This is a genomic window from Marivivens donghaensis (genome assembly GCF_030410045.1).
GTDB classification, from domain to species: Bacteria; Pseudomonadota; Alphaproteobacteria; order Rhodobacterales; family Rhodobacteraceae; genus Marivivens; species Marivivens donghaensis.
In genome coordinates, this window is sequence record NZ_JAUFRA010000005.1 from 597153 (window position 1) to 619255 (window position 22103).

Consider the following 22103-nt stretch of genomic DNA (forward strand, 5'->3'; position numbering starts at 1 on the left):
CTTACTTGGCCTTAAAGCCCGACAGGGCGGCCGCGAACGGGTTGTTCGGGTCGATCTGTTTTTCTTTGCGTGGTTTGGCCTCAAACGACTGAGGCTTGTTACCACCTTTGCCGCCTTTGCCTTTCGGGCCACCTTTGCCACCTTCGCGGCGCGGTTTGCCCTGCTGGCCCTGCGGTTTACCGCCCTGACGACGCGCGCCAGCTGGACGACCACCCCAAGTAAATGTGAAGAAAACTTCCATTTCCTCGGGCGCAGCATCTGCTGGGGTTTCAGCAACCTCAGCAACGGCTTCTTCGGTCGCTTCTGCTTCAGGCTTTGCAGCATCTGCTGCTTTAACCTTTGCACGCTCACCGCGTTCAGCCTTGTAGCCCAGACCTTGCATCAGGTCCGCGAATTGTTCGAGCGTCATGCCAGTGATCGACAGCATGTCGGGGTTCGCTTCAAACCCACCACGGCTGTCTTTGTCGCGCAGCATGTCGGCAAGACGTTCCAGCATATCGATACGCACAGCGCGCTCGCCAGCCGCACGGTAACCCGCCATCGCATAGTAACCCGGAACCGCATCCTTGGACGCCGGCACAGTCACCAGACCCGGAGGCGGTGCTTCGGGGAATTCGTCGAGTTTGTTCGCCAGCGACCACAGAACCAAACGCAGACGGGTCGGCGCAGGTTTCAGCAGAAGGGGCATGAAAATAGTGAACTGACCAAAGCGAACGCCATGTTTGCGCAGTGCGCCACGGGCATCTTGGTCGAGTTGTTTAACGTCATCGGCAACTTCGCCACGCGGCAAAATACCGAAACCTTCGGCCAAACGGAACGCAAATCCTTTTGCCATGCCAGACAGTGCCTCATCGCGCTGCATGTTCAGCATCGGCTCGAACAGAGCAGCGATTTTGCGGTCGATGAAGTGTTGCAGACGGCGCTGAACCTTTTGGGCCACGTCATCGCCAGCTTCTTCGTCAACAAAGGCAACGACCTGCGGCTTCATCGCGTCTTGGCTTGCGACCAATTTACCAACCGCGTGTTCACCCCACATCAGACCACCCTGTTCGGTGTAGTCAATTTCGGTGTCCGGCGCGTTGTAGAAACGGTCTGCGCGCAGATAAAACTGCGGTGCCAATGCCTGAACCGACGCCTGACGCAGGGTCTTGGCCTCGTCCGGGCTGCCAGTTTTGTCCATACGGAAACGGAAGCCTTCCAACTTGCCGACGTATTCACCGCCAACAGTTACTTCACCCTGATCGTTTACTTCGGCCACAAGGCCCTCCTTCTGCTTGAGCCGGCGAAGCAAAACGCTGGTCCGCCGGTCCACAAATCTTTGCGTTAACGCGTCGTGCAACGCGTCAGATAGTCGGTCTTCTACAGCGCGAGTCGCGTCACGCCAATGGGTTTCGTCCCTCAGCCACTCGCGGCGTTGCGCCACATAAGTCCAAGTGCGGATATAGGCCAATCGTTTTGACAGCGTGTCAATGTCCCCGTCCGTCCGATCAATACGCTTTACCTGCCGCGCAAACCAATCGTCAGGCACCTGTCCATGCTGGTGAAGGAAGTTGAAAATCTCACGCAACAGGTTCGCATGTTCATTACGCGAAATTCCGCGGAAATCAGGTATACGGCAAACATCCCAGAGCAATTGAACGGACGGCCCATCTGACGCTCGCGCGACAACTTCGGCGTCCTGGGACAGGTTTCGCAGCGCGGCGAGGTCATCTGATTCCCGCACCCGCGTCAGCCACGGATCATCGGTGCGCTGTTCAAGTGTCTGGATCAGTCGCGTGACCGACCCAAACTGAAGCCGCCCATTTCGCCATTGCAGTTTCTTGATCGGACGGAACTGGTGGTTCTCAATCGCCTTCACGACCTCATCGTCTAGGTCGTGTGCTTCTCCCGTCACACCAAAGGTGCCGTCCGTCATGTGGCGCCCAGCGCGACCCGCGATCTGTGCCAGCTCGTCAGGTTCGAGATACCGCATCCGCTGACCGTCGAATTTGGTCAGAGCCGAAAACGCCACGTGATTGATATCGAGGTTCAGCCCCATGCCAATCGCATCAGTCGCAACGAGGTAGTCCACATCCCCGTTCTGGTACATTTCAACCTGAGCGTTTCTCGTGCGTGGCGACAATGCGCCCATTACGACAGCGGCCCCACCTTTGGTACGGCGCAACAGCTCTGCAATTGCATACACATTTTCAACTGAAAATCCGACGATTGCCGTCCTCGCAGGCATCCGACTTATCTTTTTCGAACCTGCGTAGGTCAAAGTCGAAAAGCGATCCTTTTTCATGAACTGTGCCTCTGGCACCATAGCGGCAATCGCATTGCGCATGGTTTCAGAACCAAGGAACACAGTCTCTTTCAACCCACGGGCGTTCATCAAACGGTCGGTAAAGACGTGGCCGCGTTCAGGATCAGAGCAAAGCTGGATCTCATCGACGGCCAGAAAATCACACCCCATTCCGGGGGGCATCGCTTCGACGGTGCAGACCCAATATTTGGCACGGGGCGGCACGATACGCTCTTCGCCCGTGATCAATGCCACAACCATCGCCCCACGTTTTTCAACGATCCGATCATAGACCTCGCGCGCCAAAAGACGTAGCGGCAGGCCGATAATACCTGTCGGATAGGCCAACATCCGTTCAATCGCGTAATGCGTTTTACCCGTGTTGGTTGGGCCTAAAACGGCCGTGATGCGCGAAGGCGTCGTCATGTGCATCCCCGGCGGTGCGGAAGGTCAGAGGGTCTGGCCTTCGAGGTCGAGTTTCAGTCGCTCAATGGCTTCTTGCACATTTGTAGCGGCGGGGACCAGATCAAGAATCTGCTCATAGACCTCAAGCGCCTCTTTCGGTCGGTCAAGTTCTTCGAGGATCACCGCGAACCCGCTCATCGCCCCAAAGTGACGTGGATTGAGAACGAGCGTCTCGCGAATATCATCGAGCGAGGGACCGATCTGGTTCATCAAATAATAGGCTGTTGCGCGACCATTATAGGCCTCCGCAAAGGTCGGATCATGGTCAATGGCCGCTGTGAAATGTTCAATCGCGGCTGCGAATTCGCCCGCCTCGATTGCTTCACCACCACGACGCACCAGCAAATCAATCGTGGGAGAGCCGCTCTTGCTCCATTCTTCGTAGATTTGCCCCTCAATTCGAGCCCAATCCGACGGATCAGCGTCCTGAAGCTGTTCGAACAAATCATCCACGACCGCCGAATCCGCCTTAGCGGGTCCGGAAATCCCGACTGCAACCATCAGTGCCGCAACGGTAAGTTTGCTAGACTGTTTCAATACGCTCATAACAATACTGTAGCGGAAACATCGCCGTCCGCCAGTGGCGGCGTGAACACATCGACGAAAGGTATTAAAATGAGCGATATCGTGACCGAGGCCGTAGCAGCCCTGACCGAAAAACTGGGATCTGAAGGCTTTGACGGTTCGGCGAAATTCGTCATCGAAGGCGAAGGCGCACTGGTTATTGACGGATCGGGCGTTCACGCGGGCGACGATGACACAGATGTGACCCTGACCGCTTCTGCAGAAACATTCAAAGCGATCTTGGACGGCGAAGAGAACGCCACGACCGCGTTCATGACAGGCAAACTGTCGGTGGACGGCGATATGGGCACCGCGATGAAGCTCGCAGGCGTGCTCGCCTAATATGTCTCAGATTGCGCCCCTTTTGAATGATTTAGCGGAAGGCCCCGAGGGCGGGTCCGCCGCTTGGCTAACCACCAAAGACGATGTCACGATTCGCGTGGGCCATTGGCAGCGCGCGGGATCAAAGGGCACCGTTCTGCTATTTCCGGGGCGCACTGAATACATCGAAAAATATGGCAAGGACGCTGGACTTCTGCTGGATCAGGGGCTCGACGTCATTGCCATTGATTGGCGCGGTCAGGGGCTATCAGACCGCCCTTTAACGAACCGCCTCTTGGGGCATGTAGAGAAATTCACGGACTATCAGCACGATGTGGATGCGGTCGTTGCCTACGCTCGCGCACAATCCTGCCCTGAACCCTTCTTTCTATTGGCCCATTCAATGGGGGGATGCATTGGCCTCCGCGCCTTGCACAACAGATTGCCGGTAAAGGCTGCCGTTTTCTCTGCCCCTATGTGGGGCATCAAATTCGCACCATTTATCAAAACCGTTGCGTGGGGGCTGACCTCGCTCGCTCGGCCGATTGGGCTGTCACGCACCTTAGCGCCTGGGCAGCTCGAGGAAACTTACGTCGCCCGCGCACCGTTTGAGGGCAACAGCCTGACCACCGATAAATCGATGTTTAAATACATGAAACGTCAGGTGGAATTGATGCCTGATCTGGCGTTGGGTGGGCCCACGATGCAATGGCTGCACGAGGCAATGGTGGAAATGAGCGCCCTCGGCGACATGACCCCGCCACCAATCCCGACGATCACTCTGCTCGGCACAGATGAATCAATCGTCGATTCCAACGCTGTGAAAGCCATCATGCAACATTGGGCCAACGGCACGCTGCATATGTTCGATAGCGCACAACACGAAATTCTGATGGAGCGCCCTGCGATCCGCGAGGCGGCCTTTGCCCTGCTCACCGCACATTTTCACGCACATCTGACCGATTCAAACATCCCTGAAACCGCCTGAGCCTTTCATCTGTCGATCACCGCGACTATCTGTTGATCAACAGATGAAGAAAAGGATCCGTCATGTTCGCAAAGACCCGTGTTTTCGACGCCAACCCTTCGGGCGGCAAAGACCTTGGCCAATTGCCTGAATGGGACCTGACCGACCTTTATACCGCCGACGATAGCGCGGAACTGAAGCGGGATATGGCTTGGCTCGAAAGGGAATGCGCCGCTTTCGCTGCCGACTACGAAGGCAAGCTCGCCACCCTATCCGCAGACGAACTGCTGACCGCCATCCAGCGTAACGAAAAGATCAGCGAGATCGCGGGCCGCATCATGTCTTATGCAGGGCTGCGCTATTACCAGCTGACGACCGACGCTGGCCGCGCGAAATTCATGTCCGACTGTCAGGACAAGATCACGACTTTCACCACGCCGCTCGTGTTCTGGAGCCTTGAGTTCAACCGTATTGAAGATGCCCACTACGACGCGCTGATGGAATCGAACGCTGACCTCGCGCGTTATAAACCCGTCCTCGACCGTATGCGGGCGATGAAGCCTTACCAGCTCTCGGATGAGTTGGAAAAATACCTCCACGATGCTTCGGTCGTGGGATCGACGGCATGGAACAAACTGTTCGATGAAACCATCGCAGGTCTGAAATTCACCATCGATGGTGAAGAGAAAAACATCGAAGCCACGCTCGACCTGCTATCCGATCAAAACCGTGATGAACGCGAAAAAGGGGCGCGTGAATTGGCGCGTGTCTTTGGTGACAACATCAAAACTTTTGCCCGCGTTCACAACACGCTCGCCAAAGAAAAAGAGATCGACGACCGCTGGCGTGGGTTCGAAAGCCCGCAGATGGCGCGTCACCTGTCTAACCACGTCGAACCTGAAGTGGTCGAGGCACTGCGCACTGCCGTTGTTGAAGCCTACCCGCGCCTGTCGCACCGCTACTACGCGCTGAAGGCTAAATGGCTTGGCCTCGACAAACTACAGGTTTGGGATCGCAACGCCCCCCTCCCGATGGAAGCGGATCGCACCGTCAAATGGGACGAAGCTGAGAAGATCGTCATGGATGCCTACGGCGCCTTTGATCCGCGCATGGCCGACATTGCCGAACCGTTCTTTACCAAGGGCTGGATTGACGCTGGCGTCAAAGCGGGCAAGGCCCCCGGCGCATTTGCACATCCGACCGTCACGACCGTGCACCCCTATGTCATGCTGAACTATCTGGGCAAGCCACGGGACGTGATGACTTTGGCTCATGAACTGGGTCATGGTGTCCATCAGGTTCTTGCTGCAAAACAAGGTGAATTCCTATCCGACACACCTCTCACTCTTGCGGAAACCGCATCAGTGTTCGGCGAAATGCTGACCTTCCGCAAACTGCTGACAGGCGCGAAGGATGATACCGAACGCAAGGTGATGCTGGCGGGTAAGGTCGAGGACATGATCAACACGGTCGTTCGTCAGATCGCTTTCTACGACTTCGAATGTAAACTCCACGCGGCCCGTCGCGAAGGTGAACTGACGCCCGAGGACATCAACGCGCTGTGGATGAGCGTTCAGGGCGAAAGCCTCGGCCCAGTGTTCGAATTCATGCCAGGGTATGAGACGTTCTGGGCCTACATCCCGCACTTCGTGCATTCGCCGTTCTACGTCTACGCCTACGCCTTTGGCGATAGCCTCGTGAATGCGCTCTATACGGCTTACACCGAACAGGGCGACGCGTTTAAGGACAAGTATTTCGACATGCTGTCTGCTGGCGGGTCGAAGCACCATAAAGAACTGCTCGAACCCTTCGGCCTTGATGCCTCTGACCCAGCGTTCTGGAACAAAGGGCTGTCGATGATCGAAGGCTTCATCGACGAACTGGAAGCAATGGAAGGCTAAGACTTTCCCCAAGGTTTCGCTTGCGCGAATGGGTTGGCTAACGCACCCTCCTCCACAACTTGGGGGAGGGTTTTCTTATGCTGCGGTTCATCAAACGTCTCTTGGCCGTCGTGCTGGTTTGGATCATCGTTGGTGCGGTCGGATTTTTTACTTTCGCGCCCGCCTACGTCGAAAAGTCCCGCAACAACGTGATCGCACACACCCCCTACCCTGTGTCTGACGCAGGTGCCGCACTGCACGCTGACCTCATCATCGGGGATTGGCACGCCGATAGCCTGTTGTGGAACCGCGACCTGACCGAACGCGGGAGCTATGGCCAAGTTGACCTGCCACGTTTGACCGAAGGCAATGTTGCGGTCCAAATGTTCACCGCCGTCACGAAATCTCCAGCGGGTCAGAACTACGATGAAAACTCGGGCGATGCGCTCGACAACATCACGCTCTTGGCCATCGGCCAATTGTGGCCGCCGCGCACGTGGAACAGCCTATTAGAACGGGCGCTTTACCAGTCTGAGAAACTTCATGCATTTGCCGAAGCCGCCCCAGATCAGCTGTATATTGTGACAACAAAAGCCGAACTGGACGCCGTGATCGCGGAACGTGCGACAGGGTCACAGGTCACCGCTGGCCTTCTGGGGATTGAAGGCGGGCATCCGCTCGAGGGCGAATTGGTAAACATGGATGTGCTCTATGCTGCGGGGTATCGCCTCATTGGGTTACAGCACTTCTTTGACAACGAACTCGGCGGGTCGCTCCATGGCACAGGGAACCACGGCCTCACCGAATTTGGCAAGCAGGTGGTGGAGAAAGCCGTGGCTGACGGCTGGATCATCGACCTCGCCCATTCGTCCGAACAGGTTGCCCGCGACGTTCTGGCCATGACTGATGTGCCAATTGTGGTAAGCCACGGCGGGCTCCACGGACATTGCCCTGTCAAACGCAACTTCCCTGATGCCTTGATGCGTCAGATTGCCGAGACGGGCGGCGTGATCGGGATGGGATATTGGGCGGATGTGGTCTGCGGGGACATAACGCCCGAGGGCATCGCGGATATGATCGTCGCAGCGATTGCAGCCGTGGGGGAGGATCACGTCTCACTTGGTTCTGACTTTGACGGATCAGTTGAAACGGCGTTCGATACCTCCGAACTGCCCGCATTAACCACGGCGCTTTTGAACCGTGGTCTGGACGATGACACCATCGCAAAGGTGATGGGCGGCAACATGCTCCGCGTGCTGCGCGCCCGTCTGAATTAAGCGTTACTCTGCCGCCAGAACCATATCAGTCATAGCCTGCGTGCCACGGCTGAACTCTAGCGGACACGGATAAGCAGCGCCTGTGCGAATGGTTTTGCCAAAGTTTTCGACCTGCAGCACATACTGGTTCACCGTCGGCCAGCGTTCAACGTGGCGTTCGGTGGCAGGTGCTTCAAGGATGAGTTCGGCAATATCGTAGACGCCCGCGTTAAACGGTGCCGTGAGGGTGATATGCCCCGCAGTTCCGTGGAACGTGATGTGTTGACGGTTCGCCATGCGCATCGACACGGTGCCCTGATAGGCAAACGACGGGAATTCGGCCATGACTTGAGTGAACACGTCGACGCCGTTTTCGCGGACGATATGCGCGTTGCGGATGCTGACAGGTTCCTCACCCGCCACAAAACGGGCAGAGCCAAAGGCATAGACACCAATGTCACCCAACGCACCGCCACCTGTTTCAGGCTTGTTGCGGATGTTGTTGGTGTCCTCCGCATTGTTAAAGCTGAACACGGTATCCACGAGCATCAGATCCCCGATCACACCGCTGGCGAGCAGCTCTTTGGCGCGGGTGAATTGCGGGTGATGGACGATCATATAGGCTTCGGCCGCCAAAAGACCCGACGCATCACGAGCAGCGATGATCGAGTCAAAATCCGCCTCTTTCATCGCCATCGGTTTTTCACAGAGAACGTGTTTCCCAGCAGCCAGCGCTTTGAGCGTCCATTCGACATGGAGGTGGTTCGGTAGCGGAATATAGACGGCTTCAACCTCAGGATCAGCGAGAAGCGCATCGTAGCTGTCGTGGATAACGAGGTTCGGGTTGAAAGCCTGAAAATCAGCGGCTTTCTCGGCGCTGGATGTGGCGAGCGCGTAGAACTGCGCCCCCTCAGCAGCATGGATCGCCCGCGCCATATGTTCACGCGCAAACTTTGCGGCCCCCAAAATACCCCACTTTATAGATTTCATCGCGGCTCTCCCTGTTCGCGCTAACAGAAACAACCTAGACCGCACCAAACCCAAGGGCAAGGTGCGGCCAAGGCCGAGGGAGGAAACAGTAGGTTATGCTGGGATCAGCATACCCTTTTCGATGGCCAGTTCTTGCATCCGCTTTTGGAGCTTTTCAAAAGCGCGGACTTCGATCTGGCGAATACGTTCGCGGCTGACGTCATATTGCGCCGACAAATCCTCAAGCGTCACAGTCTCGTCGGCAAGGCGGCGCTGAACGAGGATGTCTTTCTCGCGCTCATTCAGAACCTCCATTGCCTGCGCCAACAATTCGCGACGTGCCGTCAGTTCATCATGCTCTTCATAAGCAACAGCCTGATTGGCGTCCTCGTCTTCGAGCCAGTCTTGCCATTGGGTTGAACTGCCGTCCTCGGTGCCGACGGTCGCGTTCAGCGATGCGTCAGCACCCGACATACGGCGGTTCATGGAGATTACTTCTTCCTCTGTCACGCCCAGATCAGTTGCGATCCGTTTGACGTTGTCGGGATGCAGATCACCCTCTTCGAGCGCACCAATGCGATTCTTTGCCTTACGCAGGTTAAAGAACAGCTTCTTTTGCGCAGAGGTTGTCCCCAGTTTCACAAGGCTCCACGAGCGCAGGATGTATTCCTGAATAGACGCACGAATCCACCACATGGCGTAGGTCGCCAGACGGAAGCCTTTTTCAGGGTCAAACCGTTTGACCGCCTGCATCAGACCGACGTTCGCTTCAGAGATCACTTCTGCTTGCGGCAGGCCATAACCACGGTAGCCCATCGCGATTTTCGCCGCGAGGCGCAGGTGCGAGGTCACAAGTTTATGTGCCGCACCGCTGTCTTCGTGATCCACCCACCGTTTGGCGAGCATATATTCTTCTTCAGGCTCCAGCATCGGAAAACGCCGAATTTCCTGCATATAGCGGTTTAATCCTTGTTCCGGCGACGGTGCCGGCAGGTTGGTATAACTACTCATTCCAATCCCCCAATTCACTCGAACCCTTCGATGTTTAAGGGCTTAACATCCATATGGTGGCGCTATCATCCCCGTTCAAGGGGTCAACAACGTTCCTTCTACGCAAATGTAGCAAGCCTCCGTCGCTCTGCTAGGGGCAAAGCGGCGCAGTCACGCAGTCGGGAAAGATGTTTCAGTCGATTATGAACCGCCCAAAGCAGTCAAAAGCGCCTGCATATCCTCGGGCAAATCGGATTCGAATTCGATCCATTCACCTGTGACAGGATGTTCAAACCCCAACGTCGCCGCATGGAGCGCCTGACGCGAAAATGCTGCAGCAGCCTCGGCACCTGCTTCGCCGATGGCTTTGACGTTCAGTTTGCGACGGCCACCGTAAACAGGATCACCGATCAGCGAATGACCAACGTGGGCCATATGCACGCGAATCTGGTGCGTACGGCCTGTTTCCAGCCAGCACTCCAACAGCGCAGCCACCGGCGGCACACCAAGGGATTCGATGATCCGCGCCCGTGTTACCGCATGGCGGCCTTGGGTAAAGCTCACCGCTTGCCGTTGGCGGTCGGTTTTATGGCGACCGAGGAACGTTTGGACCTTGAGGATATTGCCCGGTTCAAAGTTCGTCCCTTTAACCCCGTGAATACGCGGATCATTCTGGTCAGGCGCACCGTAGCAGATCGCGAGGTAGCGACGATTGACGCTGTGATCCTCGAACTGCGCGGCGAGTCCATGGTGGGCGCGATCGCTCTTTGCCGCAACCAAAAGGCCGCTTGTGTCCTTGTCGATGCGATGCACGATACCGGGGCGCTTTTCGCCGCCAACACCCGATAGGCTATCGCCGCAATGATGGATCAGCGCATTCACCACGGTGCCATTGGGCGTGCCGGGTGCAGGATGAACCACCATGCCAGCGGGTTTATCAATCACGATCAGATCGTCATCCTCATAAACCACGACCAGCGGGATATCTTCGCCAACGATGTGACTCTCGATGGCCGCTTCAACGGTTACAGTGATCTCATCACCTTCAGAGACCTTGAACCGTGGGTTTTCAACCACCGCACCGTTGACCGTCACAGCCCCCGTTTCGATCAAACGCCCCAGACGCGAACGGCTCAGATCGGCCTCTGCTGGCACATCGCGCGAAAGCGCCTTATCAAGACGCGGAGGCGGATTTTCCGCGATGGTAAACGATACAAGGGTATGGGCCATGGATCAGGCTCCTGAAAACGATAGCGACCAGCCGCTCGTCACCTATCTGAAACGATTGGTCACGGCGATGGCCTTTGTGATGATTGCGGGGTTCGTAGTCCTTATCGGCACGCTTGTCATCCGCTTGAACGCCGATCCGATCCCCCTACCCGATCGCGTCACCCTTCCAGCCGGAGTTTCTGCTGTCGCATTTACTCAAGGCACGGACTGGTATGCGGTTGTAACCGACGCGGATACGATCCTCATTTACGACCGTAGCACGGACGCGCTGGCACAAACTGTCACCATCGACCGCTAACCTACTGGAAGTAAGGGATGGTACCACCTCCCCGGCTCGAACGGGGGACCTCTTGATCCACAATCAAGCGCTCTAACCAACTGAGCTAAGGCGGCACTGGCGCGGGATTTAGACCGTGTGCCGACGGATTGCAAGCGGCTAACACCGCTTTTTCTCACATCCCCTTGCAAGTTTCTTATTCGCTGGGATAGTCACGACCATCGACAGACAGGAGGCCACCATGGGCATCAATACCGAACGCGACATCGAAGCGAATCTCCAGATCGGGCCGACCGACGCAGGTATGGTCCGTTTGTTCATCGAAGCGGATGGTGTGGAAATCCCGATGGATTTCGAACCAGAAGAAGCAGAAGAAATCGCAGAAGAAATGCGCGCCGCCGCAATGGCTGCTCGCGCAGCGTCTAAGAAGCGCTAAATTTCGGATCCCGCGCCGCCATCTGCCGCAGGGCTGCATGGCGGGCGAATTTATGGGTCATGACCTTACGACGCGCAGGGGCCAGCTTTGATTCGGGCCCCATGCGCACAACTTCGCCGCCATAGCTGTCAGCGATAATCAGACCTGTATCATCGGGTAAAAGGTCCGTTGGGAAATCGGCATCGACTGCCCAAAAGAACCGATCACACCATTCCAGATAGCCCTGCCATTTGTTGTCGGACTGAAAATCTGCGCGACTGGATTTGCATTCAACCACCCAAATTTCGCCTTTAGGCCCAAGTGCCATAACGTCGACGCGCAAACCGCGGGTCGGAACCAATTCCTCGACCGTGACGAAATCATAGGTCAGCAAATGCCGACAAACCCCACGGGCAAGCAATTGTCCGGGCATCATCAGGCGGTCATCTGGCATCTCTAGGGTCATGCCAGAAACATGAACAATAGGTGAACATTGGTCAAGTCATCTTGCGGGGCTTGATTGACGGAACGCTGAGGACTATCTGCACCCTTGGCGAGTTTCTGCTCTTCACGTGCGCAAGCCCTTACATTCCAGTGGCCTTAAGCAAATCCGAGGGAGCTGGCTCTGTCCTTGCCCTGGCCTGGTTATCTGGCGCCCACCTGTAAAAACAGGTCCTCGGGAATAAAGGGTGCACGGTTGCTGTGGTTCTCGCCACTTTCTCCCACACAAAAAACTAAGGGCGCCCTAGCGGACGCCCCTTAAACTAATTGCAGCGGGATTTAGTGACGCAAATTGCGCGCACGGTAGGTGCGTTTTGCCTGCACGGGCACGCGCACCAAAGCAGGCTCGCGGATCATGCTGTGCTGACGCAGACCACCACGTGGTTCGTCATCATCGTCATTCATATTCATGATGCGGATCGCAAACTGAACACCCGCAAAAACGATGCCGTTGAACAGCCACAGCAGGAATACGGCCAATAGGCCCTCTTTGGAGCTGGTGACAAGATGCGCGAGGTTCGCGATGTTGAACCAGAGGAGCAGACCCACAAACACCGCCGAGACGATGAAACCGATGATCACCTGAGTGATATACATCTTGATAAGTTTGGGCATGGTCGCACCTCCGTTACAAAACTGAACGTAGTCGCTTCCCCCCGCGCTGCAAGGGGATTCGCCAAAATGAGCAGAGTTATCGCAGGAAACGGCGGTGAACCGCCTGTTAGAACGCCTCAGGGCGTGCTTCGCGGGCCATGTGGTCCAAAACAGCGTTTACGAATTTAGGTTCGCGACCTTCTGGGAAGAATGCCTCAGCAACCTGAACGTATTCAACGATGGCCACTTTGGGTGGGGTATCGCCAGCCACCAACTCAGAGCCAGCCGCACGAAACAATGCACGCAGGGTCGGGTCGATGCGATCAATCGGCCATTTCGCAACCAACGCGCGGTCGGTCATTTGGTCGATCTTGGCCTGTTCGTTCACAGCAACATCCACGATCGAACGCAGGACTTCGATGTCGCCATCTTGCAGCGTATCGCCCTCGATCGTTTCGCCGAACCGATAGTTCGCAAATTCACGCACGACCGCTTCGACAGTTTGGCCAGAAACTTCCATTTGGAACAGCGCCTGAACCGCGTAGAGACGCGAGGCTGATTTCATCTTGCGGCGTTCGTTATTGGAAACGTTCATGGCTTGGGCAGTCCTCAGGCCTTTTGGGCCAGCAATATATCGTTGGTGAAGCCGATCTTACCGGCGCGGCCCCACTTACGGCCCAAGGCGATCAGGTGCAAGGCCGCAGCTGCAGCACCGCCCCCTTTGTTTTGATCTTTAGGATCTGACCGAACGGCAGCTTGCTCATAATTCTCGACTGTAAGGATGCCGTTGCCGATGCAATGGCCCTGAAGCCCGAGCAAAGTGATGGCACGGCTCGAATCATTACAAACTGTATCGTAATGGGTGGTTTCCCCACGGATCACACAGCCCAGCGCGACATATCCATCAAAATTCGACATGCGTGTGGCGATCCCGATCGCGGTCGGAATTTCGAGCGCACCTGGCACTTCGATCACCTCATAGGTGCCACCAGCGGCCTCAATCTCTGCCTTTGCGCCCGCGACCAGACCATCGGCGATGTCTTTGTAATAGGGTGCCACCACGATCAGCAGCTTGATCGGGTCGTCGAACTCAGGCCGATCAAGGATATAGTGCGATGCGCCAGCCATCAGTTTGCTCCGTCAATCATGCGGGTGCCGACAATCTCTAGACCGTAGGCATCAAGCCCAACCACCTTGGGCTGGGGCGAATTCGATAGCAGTGTAATACGCGACAGGCCCAAGGACGACAAAATTTGTGCACCCAGCCCATATTGGCGCAGCGTTTGCGGTGATTGGCCTTCCTCAGGAACCAGTTTCATCTGCAGATCACGCAGCAAAACAACGGCCCCACGACCCTCTGCGGCGATGGTTTTCATCGCCTGCGAAAACTCGAACGCGCGACCCTCGTGGCCGACACCGACCATATCCAGCATCGGATCAAGCGAATGCATCCGCACCAAAACGGGCTCGTCACCGCTAATGTCGCCTTTGATCAGGGCGATATGCTCTGCACCTTGGGTCTGGTCTGTATAAATCCGCATAGTCCAGTCGCCGCCGAACTCTGACGTGATTTGCTGTTCGTCCCGCAGTTTCACGAGGTTATCATGGCGACGACGATAGGCGATCAGATCGCTGATCGTCCCGATCTTGAGGTTATGCGTCTGCGCAAAGGCAACCAGATCAGGCAGACGCGCCATTTCGCCGTCTTCCTTCATGATCTCACAAATCACGCCCGATGGGTTCAAACCAGCAAGCCGGGAAATGTCGGTGGCAGCCTCTGTGTGACCAGCACGCACCAACACACCACCATCGCGCGCACGCAGCGGGAAAATGTGACCGGGGGTCGCGATATCGGCAGGGCCTTTGGAGGCATCAATCGCCACAGAAATCGTCCGCGCACGGTCACCTGCTGAAATCCCCGTCGAGACACCCTCTCGCGCTTCGATCGAGACCGTGAAGGCTGTTTCATGACGTGACGAATTGGTCGAAGCCATGAGCGGCAGGCCAAGCTGCGCGATACGTTCGCTCGTCATGGTCAAGCAAATCAGGCCACGCCCGTGGGTCGCCATAAAGTTCACCGCATCAGGTGTTGCCATCTGCGCGGGGATCACCAGATCGCCTTCATTCTCGCGATCTTCGTGATCGACAAGGATAAACATCCGACCGTTGCGGGCCTCATCAATGATCTCTTCAATGCTCGAAATGGCATCTTTGAGTTCCCGTTCTACTGGGCCTGCAGCTTCGAATTTGGTCGACATAGTACTTCCCGATCTTGATAGGCGGTCCTAAGGGGTTAGGCTGGAAACAGAGGCCAGACTTTGCGGTAGGTCAAACGCGGGTCGGTTAGTCCCATTCTCGCAGACGCGCCACGTAGCGGGCCATCGTGTCGATCTCTAGGTTGATACGGTCCCCAACCTGAACATCGCCCCAAATCGTCACCTCTTTGGTATGCGGAATGACGTTGATCCCAAAGGTCGCGCCGTCCACCTCGTTCACGGTGAGCGAGGTGCCGTTCAACGCGACTGATCCTTTGGGCGCGATGAATTTCGCCAGCTCTTCAGGCGCGCGGAATGTCATTCGCGTGCTATCACCCTCGGTCGTCATGGCGATCAGGTCAGCCACGCCATCGACGTGCCCCGACACAATGTGACCGCCCAGTTCGTCACCGACCTTGAGCGCACGTTCTAGATTGATCCGTTTTCCAACAGCCCATCCGCCGATGTTCGTCTTAGCAACGCTTTCCGCGCTGATTTCAACGTCGAACCAGTTCTGTGGCTCACGCCCCAAAGCCACGACCGTCAAACAGCAGCCATTGCATGCAATCGAAGCGCCCAAGTCGATGCCATCCACGTCATAGGATGTCCCAATCCGCGCACGCAAATCGCCGCGCTGTTCCAGTTCGAGAACCTTGCCAATATCCGTGATGATGCCAGTAAACATGGGTCTGCCTTTCCAAAGTTGAACAAGTGGTATCGTTCCATCAGGTCCCAGACAAGGGCAAGGGTAGCCTCGCAAAACCAACAGACCAGCATCACCCATGGAAAAGGTCTTATTTATGCCTTATCCACAGGGTAATCTGCGCAGATGCAGGTAATTTTATAGAAGTGCACCCTTTTTCAAGTGACCCAAAGACCGAACCGCCATTTCCTGTTTTTACAGGGTCCTCACGGGCCCTTCTTCCATCGGCTTGGGCTTATGCTCCGCCGTGCAGGGGCAGAGGTTTGGCGGGTTGGCTTTAACGCAGGCGACCGCGCGTTTTCGTTCGGGGACCGCGGGTTTATTCCGTTCACGGGGGCGCCATCTGACTGGCCTGACACGTTTGCAGCCCTCGTCGCTGAGCATCATATCACCGATATCGTCCTTTATGGCGATGTGCGGCCCATCCACGCGCAGGCTGTTGCGGCGGCAAAGGACATGGGCCTTACCGTTCATGTGTTCGAAGAGGGCTATATGCGGCCTTATTGGGTCACTTATGAACGCGGCGGCACCAATGGCAATTCGCGCCTCATGGATATGTCCATCGACCAGATGCGTCAGGCCCTTGAGCGCTCGGACATGGACGTTCCAGAACCGCCTGCGCATTGGGGTGACATGCGCCAGCACGTGTTTTACGGCGCGCTTTACCATTGGTTCGTGATTTTCCGAAACCGCCAGTTCCGAGAGTTTGCGCCCCATCGTGACCTTAGCCCGCTGCATGAAGCTATACTGTATACGCGCCGCTTGCTGCTCATGCCGTTCATTTCTCTGCATCGTATGCTGGCAACTGCACGCGTGAGGTTTGGCGGCTTTCCCTATCACCCTGTCCTGCTTCAGCTAGAGCACGATTCAAATTTCCTCCGCCATTCGCCCTTTGCATCAATGGAGGATTTCCTGCGCGTCGTGATCGAAGGTTTTGCCCAAGGCGCGGGACGGCACCACCACCTCGTGTTCAAAGCACACCCGCTGGAAAACGACCGCTCACCCACGCGCAAGAACATCAACCGCATCGCCAAAGAGTTCGGCGTTGAGGATCGCATTCACTACATTCGCGGTGGAAAGCTGGCAAAGCTCTTGGATCACGCTCGCACGGCTGTGACGGTCAATTCGACTGCGGCCCAGCAGGTGCTCTGGCGGTCGATCCCGCTCAAGGTGTTTGGCAACGCGGTCTATGACAAACCAGAGTTTGTCTCGACCCTGCCACTGCCTGATTTCTTTGCGCAACCTGGGCGTCCAGACAATCGAGCTTACCGTGATTATCGTCAGTTTTTACTTGAAACGAGCCAAATTCCCGGCGGGTTTTATTCGTCCCGCGGGCGCCGTCAGTTGCTACGGCAGGTTGTAGACATGATGCTCGACGATGAAGATCCTTATGATGCGCTTCGGTCGGGGAAGATCGCGCCGAGGCAGTCTTTGCGGATTGTGAACTAAACACCACTACCCCTAGTAGCCCGCCACCCACTCGCGGCAGGGTGGCAACAGGTTGCACGCTTTGGTGTTGCAGACTGGATTTTATTCACAGACTTCGGTAACTTATTCTCAAAACTTGAGGCAGATAATAATAGGTCGAGGAGACCGAGCAGTGAGCACCCTAAGTTTGCGCCTTGCCCGAGGTGCGGCACTTATCGCCGCATGTTCCCTTTTGGGAGCCTGTGGTTTGCCGCGTTCTGGCCCAAATAAAGCTGAAATTTTCGCGGGTTCCGTCATGCGCGAAGGAGATGCCTTTGTGCTGATCGTCGATGACCGCGTTAACCGCATTGCAAGCGTTTCGCCCGCGCTCGGATTTTCAAGCTCGCTTGAAAACGCAGCGATCCTAGGGTCCGACGTCATAAGCGCAGGCGATGTTCTCGGTCTGACGATCTGGGAAAACGTCGATGATGGCCTTTTGGTGCCCCAAGGACAAAACGCAACCGTTCTGAACGAGCTTCAAGTTGATGGCGCTGGGTTCATTTACGTGCCCTACGCGGGCCGCGTTCGCGCTGCTGGCAACTCGCCAGAACGTATCCGTCAGATCATCACCGAAAAGCTCGCAGAGCAGACCCCTGAACCCCAAGTTCAGGTGCGTCGTCTGGCTGGTGACGGTGCAACTGTGACCGTTTCGGGCCGCGTCGGCGGCCAAGGTGTCTACCCGATTGAACGCCCGACCCGCACGCTCTCATCAATGATCGCTGCCGCAGGTGGCGTTGCCATCCAGCCTGAAATCGCACAGATCACCGTGATCCGTGGCGATGCCAGCGGCACAATTTGGTACGAAGACCTCTTTGATCACCCAGCGGCCGACATCGCATTGCGCGCTGGCGACCAGATCTACGTCAAAGAAGACAGCCGAACCTTTACCGCGCTCGGCGCGACAGGCAGCCAAAGCCGCGTTCCATTTGAATCCAAAGCAATCTCTGCGATTGAGGCTTTGGCGACAGTCGGCGGTTTGCAAACCGCTGCGGCCGATCCAACTGGCGTCTTTGTGTTCCGCAACGAACCCGCCGAAATCGCGAACCAGCTTTTGGCTCGGACTGATTTGGTCGGCACTCAGCGCGTTGTTTACGTGCTGGACCTGACCCAACCGAATGGCATGTTCATGGCTCGCGACTTTGCAATCCGTGATGGCGACACCGTCTACGTCACCGAAGCGCCGTTCGTTCAGTTCAACAAGGCTATTGCGGCAGCGACAGGCTCGCTAACCGCAGCCGACACCGCGCGCTCTGCGTTCACGCAGTAATGCACGCGCCCGATTGGACACCCGCCGCCGCAGGGGACACCTTGCGGCGGCTTTTTGTCTACAACGGCGGGTTTCTCACCCAAAAACGCGTCAGGCGTATTCTGCAGTTGGCAGGTTACGACATCAGCCTCGGCAAACCGTCAGAGGGTGATCTGGTCGGCGTCTGGGGGCAAAGCCCAACCGCCCCGCGTGGCGAGGCCATTGCTAGCCGCACAGATACTCCCATCATCCGTGTTGAGGATGCGTTCCTTCGCTCAATCCATCCAGGTCGCGATGGTGAACCGCCGCTCGGCCTCTGCATTGATGACCTCGGCATTCATTTCGATCCCGAACAACCATCTCGGCTGGAACGAATTTTGGCGGAACATCCCCTTGATGATACAGCGCTTTTGAACCGCTCAAGGGCGGGGATCGAGCGGATACGCGGGAATGAACTGTCGAAGTACAACGCTTTCGATCTGACGCTCTCTGCGCCAGAGCCAGGCTATGTTCTGGTCATTGATCAGACCACTGGCGACGCGAGTGTCACCGCCAGCCGCGCGAACCGTCACACATTCCAAGAGATGTTGTTTCAGGCCCGCGAGGATCACCCCAACGCGCGCATCCTTATTAAAACCCACCCAGAAACGGCGGCAGGGCATCGGGGTGGACACTTCCGTCCCGACGATTGCCGCGATGGGATGGAGTTATACGATGCGCCCGTTTCGCCGTGGGCGCTACTGGATGGGGCGATCGCCGTTTATACAGTGTCCTCACAGCTTGGGTTCGAGGCGATCATGGCGGGTCACCGCCCGCAAGTCTTTGGTCAACCGTTCTATGCGGGCTGGGGCCTGACGAACGATCATACGCCGCTTTACCGCAGGCAAAGGCGTCTCACGCGGGCACAGCTTTTTGCCGCGGCCATGATCCTTTATCCGATTTGGTTTGATCCCTATCGCAATCGGCTTTGTTCGTTTGAAGATGCACTGACCACGCTGGAAGCCGAAGTTCGCGCCTATCGCGAAGATGGTCAAGGCTGGGTCGCGGCAGGCATGCGCCTATGGAAACGCGGGCCGCTGCAGAAGGCATTTGGTCTGCACAAGCCATTGATCTTCAATTCCAAAGCCCCTGTCCGTGCGGCACAAAAATCAGGCCGTCCGCTGATGGTCTGGGCAGGGAAAACCACTCCCGACTTAGACGCTGCGGGCGCTGTGCGTGTCGAAGATGGGTTCATTCGGTCCCGTGGACTGGGCGCGGCCCTTACCCCCCCGCTCAGCCTCGTTCTGGATGATCAGGGGATTTACTATGATCCGAGCCGTCCATCGCGGCTCGATGCCATTATTAATACAACCGATCTAAATGACGACCAGCGCCGACGCGCTGACGCCCTCATCGCGCGGCTCACCTCTGACGGTGTCAGCAAATATAATTTGAACGGCACTGCGCTGCCCGATGACCTGCCAGCAGGACGGCGCATCCTCGTTCCAGGACAGGTCGAAGACGACGCATCAATTCGATTGGGCACGGGCGATATCAACACCAATCGCGCTTTACTGAGCGCCGTGCGTGCTGCCAATCCTGACGCGGTGATCCTCTATAAACCGCATCCAGATGTGGAGGCGGGATTGCGCGTTGGAAAGGTTCCAGACGCCGAAGGTTTTGCTGATGTGGTTCTATCTGGCATCGACGCCGTGACCGCGATTGAAGCCGTAGATGAGGTTTGGACCATGACCTCGACGCTCGGGTTTGAGGCATTGCTAAGAGGCAAACGCGTCGTCACCTTTGGCCAGCCATTTTACGCAAGCTGGGACCTTACCCAAGATCGCGGAATGCCTGTCGCGCACCGCATTGCGCGCCCCGACTTGGCAACCTTTGTCCATTGCTGCCTGATCGACTACGCCCGCTATTTCGATCCCGTGACAGGACGCCCCTGCCCTGTCGAGGTTGCCCTCGACCGCATCAAGGACGATACGGTCACGACCAGCAGCGCAGGTCTAAGGGCGTTATCGAAATTACAGGGGCTAATGGCGAGCTACGCGCACCTTTGGCGTTAAGCCCGACGCGACCAGCGGCTCATGACGTCAGCGCCAACTTGGGTCACTTCGGTCAAGTCAAAGCGCGGGGCGTCCGACAGAGTATCAATGCCCATCGCAGCCAAGGCTGGCATGCCTTCAGCACCGATGCCCATGCCCGCCGAAAAGACGATCAATTCGTCGACCACATTCGCCAACAGAAGCGACGCGGCCAAGGTGCCGCCCCCTTCGCAGAACACACGGGTCAATCCGTTTTCGGCCAATGCGGAAAGAGCCGACGTCACAGACACCCGCCCTTGTTCAACCTTGCACGGCAACATCTTCACGCCCGCATCATGCCACGGGGCTAGCCGCGATGTGGCGTCTTCTCCGTGGCACAGCCATACAGGAATATCTTTGGCGGTGCGGGTCAGGTCACAATCGTCTGGCAGGTCCATACGTCGCGAAACCACGACGCGGACAGGCTGAACCGACACGCCCATATCCCGAACGGTCAAAGACGGGTCATCAGCGCGCACAGTCCCAGCCCCAACCATCACCGCATCATGCCGCGCGCGTTGTGCATGCACCATCCGACGGGCCTCGGGACCAGTGATCCACTTACTCTCACCCGTCGCCGTCGCAATACGTCCATCCAGCGTACAGGCCAGTTTCAGCGTAACCCACGGCCTCGATTGAGTAATTCGGCTAAAGAACCCGGCATGATCACGGCGAGCCTCTGCCTCACAGACGCCTGTTGTAACCTCGATCCCAGCTGATTTTAGAATATCAATTCCGCGACCCGCGACACGGGGGTCTGGGTCGGTGCATGCAACAGCAACCCGTGCGATCCCCGCCTCAACCAAGGCATTCGCGCAGGGCGGCGTTTTACCGTGATGCGCGCAGGGCTCTAGACTGACATAGGCAGTCGCGCCGCGTGCCCTTTCGCCTGCTTGGGCGATGGCAACGGCTTCCGCATGAGGCCGACCGCCATCGGCAGTTCGACCACGACCAACAATAATGCCGTCATTTACCAGAACGCATCCGACCGCGGGGTTCGGCCATACACGCCCCATCCCACGCCGCCCCATGGACAGCGCGAGACGCATGTATCTTTCGTCGTTATCTGGCGTCACTTTTCAGGCGAAGTCGCAGGGCGCAGTTCATCGATGAACTTGTCAAAGTCGTCCGCAGCCTGGAAGTTCTTGTAAACGCTGGCAAAACGCACGTAGGCGACAGTGTCGATCCGCGCGAGGCTCTCCATCACGATCTCACCGATGATTTTCGACGAAATGTCTGTTTCGCCCATGCTCTCCAGTCGGCGCACGATGCCAGAGATCATCTGGTCCATCCGTTCAGGCTCAACTGGGCGTTTTTGCAGCGCGATACGGATCGAACGTTCTAGTTTATCGCGATCAAAGTCCTCACGGCGACCGTTGGATTTGATGACGACCAGATCGCGCAGCTGCACGCGTTCATAGGTGGTAAAACGCCCGCCGCAGGCAGGGCAGAACCGACGACGACGGATCGCAACGTGATCCTCTGCCGGTCGGCTATCTTTTACTTGAGTGTCGACGTTTCCACAAAACGGGCAACGCATGGGCCTGTCCTCTTACCGCTCATTCTAGGGTTAATCCCTAGTTATCCACAGGCACTATAGGACCGATAACTAGATTTGGGTAGAGTCAATTTGGACACACCAGATGA

The 22103-nt window shown here is 56.8% G+C and carries 22 protein-coding genes and 1 tRNA gene; 9 read left to right on the top strand and 14 right to left on the bottom strand.

Features of this window, described 5'->3' with window-relative positions; translation table 11 throughout:
- Nucleotide 1: 1 nt before the first annotated feature.
- Together QWY83_RS08575 and QWY83_RS08580 are read right to left on the bottom strand one after the other, a co-directional pair.
- Entirely contained in the window at nt 2-2710 is a 2709-nt protein-coding gene (locus QWY83_RS08575; RefSeq protein ID WP_249945281.1) for a helicase-related protein, read from the bottom strand.
- A gap of 24 nt (nt 2711-2734) precedes the next feature.
- Nucleotides 2735-3295: a tetratricopeptide repeat protein gene (locus QWY83_RS08580; RefSeq protein WP_249945280.1), complete on the bottom strand. Its 561-nt coding sequence runs from the start codon at nt 3293-3295 to the stop codon at nt 2735-2737.
- Between the two features lie 69 nt (nt 3296-3364).
- On the opposite strand from QWY83_RS08580, the gene QWY83_RS08585 reads away from it, so the two are divergent.
- The 4 genes from QWY83_RS08585 (at nt 3365) to QWY83_RS08600 (ending at nt 7758) form a co-directional block, all read left to right on the top strand.
- Nucleotides 3365-3655, top strand: coding sequence for an SCP2 sterol-binding domain-containing protein (locus QWY83_RS08585; protein WP_105234515.1), 291 nt, complete (start codon nt 3365-3367; stop codon nt 3653-3655).
- A gap of 1 nt (nt 3656) precedes the next feature.
- Nucleotides 3657-4622, top strand: a complete 966-nt coding sequence (locus QWY83_RS08590; RefSeq protein WP_290245933.1) for an alpha/beta fold hydrolase — start codon at nt 3657-3659, stop codon at nt 4620-4622.
- Between the two features lie 62 nt (nt 4623-4684).
- On the top strand, nt 4685-6502 hold the full coding sequence (locus QWY83_RS08595; protein WP_249945278.1) for a M3 family oligoendopeptidase: 1818 nt from the start codon (nt 4685-4687) through the stop codon (nt 6500-6502).
- A 77-nt stretch (nt 6503-6579) separates the two neighbouring features.
- Nucleotides 6580-7758 (top strand): dipeptidase, encoded by a 1179-nt coding sequence (locus QWY83_RS08600; RefSeq protein ID WP_249945277.1) that lies wholly within the window; start codon nt 6580-6582, stop codon nt 7756-7758.
- Nucleotides 7759-7761: 3 nt separating this feature from the next.
- Here the strand turns inward: QWY83_RS08600 and QWY83_RS08605 are convergent, their stop codons facing one another.
- From QWY83_RS08605 to QWY83_RS08615, 3 genes are all read right to left on the bottom strand, one after another.
- Nucleotides 7762-8727, bottom strand: a complete 966-nt coding sequence (locus QWY83_RS08605; protein WP_249945276.1) for a Gfo/Idh/MocA family protein — start codon at nt 8725-8727, stop codon at nt 7762-7764.
- A gap of 93 nt (nt 8728-8820) precedes the next feature.
- Nucleotides 8821-9717, bottom strand: coding sequence for an RNA polymerase sigma factor RpoH (gene rpoH, locus QWY83_RS08610; RefSeq protein WP_249945275.1), 897 nt, complete (start codon nt 9715-9717; stop codon nt 8821-8823).
- A gap of 180 nt (nt 9718-9897) precedes the next feature.
- Nucleotides 9898-10926, bottom strand: a complete 1029-nt coding sequence (locus QWY83_RS08615) for an RluA family pseudouridine synthase (protein WP_249945274.1) — start codon at nt 10924-10926, stop codon at nt 9898-9900.
- Between QWY83_RS08615 and QWY83_RS08620 the strand changes: the two genes are divergently transcribed.
- The gene (locus QWY83_RS08620) at nt 10925-11224 is read left to right on the top strand and encodes a DUF6476 family protein (RefSeq protein ID WP_249945273.1); all 300 of its coding nucleotides are present in this window, start codon (nt 10925-10927) and stop codon (nt 11222-11224) included. The genes QWY83_RS08615 and QWY83_RS08620 overlap by 2 nt on opposite strands.
- An 18-nt stretch (nt 11225-11242) precedes the next feature.
- Here the strand turns inward: QWY83_RS08620 and QWY83_RS08625 are convergent.
- Nucleotides 11243-11319 (bottom strand) — tRNA-His (locus QWY83_RS08625).
- A 125-nt stretch (nt 11320-11444) separates the two neighbouring features.
- On the opposite strand from QWY83_RS08625, the gene QWY83_RS08630 reads away from it, so the two are divergent.
- Nucleotides 11445-11639 (top strand): DUF6324 family protein, encoded by a 195-nt coding sequence (locus QWY83_RS08630; RefSeq protein ID WP_067551101.1) that lies wholly within the window; start codon nt 11445-11447, stop codon nt 11637-11639.
- Here QWY83_RS08630 and QWY83_RS08635 read toward each other — a convergent pair.
- The 6 genes from QWY83_RS08635 to QWY83_RS08660 form a co-directional block, all read right to left on the bottom strand.
- Nucleotides 11626-12072, bottom strand: a complete 447-nt coding sequence (locus tag QWY83_RS08635) for an MmcB family DNA repair protein (RefSeq protein WP_105234508.1) — start codon at nt 12070-12072, stop codon at nt 11626-11628. The two genes, QWY83_RS08630 and QWY83_RS08635, sit on opposite strands and share 14 nt — an antisense overlap.
- A 326-nt stretch (nt 12073-12398) precedes the next feature.
- Nucleotides 12399-12734 (bottom strand): hypothetical protein, encoded by a 336-nt coding sequence (locus QWY83_RS08640; RefSeq protein ID WP_105234507.1) that lies wholly within the window; start codon nt 12732-12734, stop codon nt 12399-12401.
- Between the two features lie 106 nt (nt 12735-12840).
- Nucleotides 12841-13308: a transcription antitermination factor NusB gene (gene nusB, locus QWY83_RS08645; protein ID WP_067551110.1), complete on the bottom strand. Its 468-nt coding sequence runs from the start codon at nt 13306-13308 to the stop codon at nt 12841-12843.
- 14 nt (nt 13309-13322) lie between these two features.
- Nucleotides 13323-13841 (bottom strand): 6,7-dimethyl-8-ribityllumazine synthase, encoded by a 519-nt coding sequence (locus QWY83_RS08650; protein WP_249945272.1) that lies wholly within the window; start codon nt 13839-13841, stop codon nt 13323-13325.
- A complete protein-coding gene (gene ribB / locus QWY83_RS08655) occupies nt 13841-14971 on the bottom strand; it encodes a 3,4-dihydroxy-2-butanone-4-phosphate synthase (protein ID WP_249945271.1) in 1131 nt (376 codons plus the stop codon). The genes QWY83_RS08650 and ribB overlap by 1 nt, the downstream gene beginning before the upstream one ends.
- An 85-nt stretch (nt 14972-15056) precedes the next feature.
- Nucleotides 15057-15653, bottom strand: a complete 597-nt coding sequence (locus QWY83_RS08660) for a riboflavin synthase (RefSeq protein ID WP_067551119.1) — start codon at nt 15651-15653, stop codon at nt 15057-15059.
- A 255-nt stretch (nt 15654-15908) separates the two neighbouring features.
- Between QWY83_RS08660 and QWY83_RS08665 the strand changes: the two genes are divergently transcribed.
- From QWY83_RS08665 to QWY83_RS08675, 3 genes are all read left to right on the top strand, one after another.
- A complete protein-coding gene (locus tag QWY83_RS08665) occupies nt 15909-17120 on the top strand; it encodes a capsule polysaccharide biogenesis protein (protein WP_249945270.1) in 1212 nt (403 codons plus the stop codon).
- Nucleotides 17121-17271: 151 nt separating this feature from the next.
- Nucleotides 17272-18405, top strand: a complete 1134-nt coding sequence (locus tag QWY83_RS08670; protein WP_249945269.1) for a polysaccharide biosynthesis/export family protein — start codon at nt 17272-17274, stop codon at nt 18403-18405.
- On the top strand, nt 18405-20438 hold the full coding sequence (locus QWY83_RS08675) for a capsule polysaccharide biogenesis protein (RefSeq protein ID WP_249945268.1): 2034 nt from the start codon (nt 18405-18407) through the stop codon (nt 20436-20438). Before QWY83_RS08670 ends, QWY83_RS08675 begins: the two co-directional genes overlap by 1 nt.
- On the opposite strand, the gene ribD is transcribed toward QWY83_RS08675, so the two are convergent.
- Together ribD and nrdR are read right to left on the bottom strand one after the other, a co-directional pair.
- Entirely contained in the window at nt 20435-21532 is a 1098-nt protein-coding gene (gene ribD, locus QWY83_RS08680; protein ID WP_290245941.1) for a bifunctional diaminohydroxyphosphoribosylaminopyrimidine deaminase/5-amino-6-(5-phosphoribosylamino)uracil reductase RibD, read from the bottom strand. The genes QWY83_RS08675 and ribD overlap by 4 nt on opposite strands.
- Complete coding sequence (gene nrdR / locus QWY83_RS08685; RefSeq protein WP_067551134.1) at nt 21529-21996, bottom strand: transcriptional regulator NrdR; 468 nt, start codon at nt 21994-21996, stop codon at nt 21529-21531. Before nrdR ends, ribD begins: the two co-directional genes overlap by 4 nt.
- Nucleotides 21997-22103 lie beyond the last annotated feature (107 nt).

Coding starts and splice junctions, on each gene's coding strand:
- QWY83_RS08575 (WP_249945281.1), bottom strand. CDS start 2,710: ATGACGACGCCTTCGCGCATCACGGCCGTTTTAGGCCCAACCAACACG.
- QWY83_RS08580 (WP_249945280.1), bottom strand. CDS start 3,295: ATGAGCGTATTGAAACAGTCTAGCAAACTTACCGTTGCGGCACTGATG.
- QWY83_RS08585 (WP_105234515.1), top strand. CDS start 3,365: ATGAGCGATATCGTGACCGAGGCCGTAGCAGCCCTGACCGAAAAACTG.
- QWY83_RS08590 (WP_290245933.1), top strand. CDS start 3,657: ATGTCTCAGATTGCGCCCCTTTTGAATGATTTAGCGGAAGGCCCCGAG.
- QWY83_RS08595 (WP_249945278.1), top strand. CDS start 4,685: ATGTTCGCAAAGACCCGTGTTTTCGACGCCAACCCTTCGGGCGGCAAA.
- QWY83_RS08600 (WP_249945277.1), top strand. CDS start 6,580: ATGCTGCGGTTCATCAAACGTCTCTTGGCCGTCGTGCTGGTTTGGATC.
- QWY83_RS08605 (WP_249945276.1), bottom strand. CDS start 8,727: ATGAAATCTATAAAGTGGGGTATTTTGGGGGCCGCAAAGTTTGCGCGT.
- rpoH (WP_249945275.1), bottom strand. CDS start 9,717: ATGAGTAGTTATACCAACCTGCCGGCACCGTCGCCGGAACAAGGATTA.
- QWY83_RS08620 (WP_249945273.1), top strand. CDS start 10,925: ATGGATCAGGCTCCTGAAAACGATAGCGACCAGCCGCTCGTCACCTAT.
- QWY83_RS08615 (WP_249945274.1), bottom strand. CDS start 10,926: ATGGCCCATACCCTTGTATCGTTTACCATCGCGGAAAATCCGCCTCCG.
- QWY83_RS08630 (WP_067551101.1), top strand. CDS start 11,445: ATGGGCATCAATACCGAACGCGACATCGAAGCGAATCTCCAGATCGGG.
- QWY83_RS08635 (WP_105234508.1), bottom strand. CDS start 12,072: ATGCCAGATGACCGCCTGATGATGCCCGGACAATTGCTTGCCCGTGGG.
- QWY83_RS08640 (WP_105234507.1), bottom strand. CDS start 12,734: ATGCCCAAACTTATCAAGATGTATATCACTCAGGTGATCATCGGTTTC.
- nusB (WP_067551110.1), bottom strand. CDS start 13,308: ATGAACGTTTCCAATAACGAACGCCGCAAGATGAAATCAGCCTCGCGT.
- QWY83_RS08650 (WP_249945272.1), bottom strand. CDS start 13,841: ATGGCTGGCGCATCGCACTATATCCTTGATCGGCCTGAGTTCGACGAC.
- ribB (WP_249945271.1), bottom strand. CDS start 14,971: ATGTCGACCAAATTCGAAGCTGCAGGCCCAGTAGAACGGGAACTCAAA.
- QWY83_RS08660 (WP_067551119.1), bottom strand. CDS start 15,653: ATGTTTACTGGCATCATCACGGATATTGGCAAGGTTCTCGAACTGGAA.
- QWY83_RS08665 (WP_249945270.1), top strand. CDS start 15,909: ATGCTCCGCCGTGCAGGGGCAGAGGTTTGGCGGGTTGGCTTTAACGCA.
- QWY83_RS08675 (WP_249945268.1), top strand. CDS start 18,405: ATGCACGCGCCCGATTGGACACCCGCCGCCGCAGGGGACACCTTGCGG.
- nrdR (WP_067551134.1), bottom strand. CDS start 21,996: ATGCGTTGCCCGTTTTGTGGAAACGTCGACACTCAAGTAAAAGATAGC.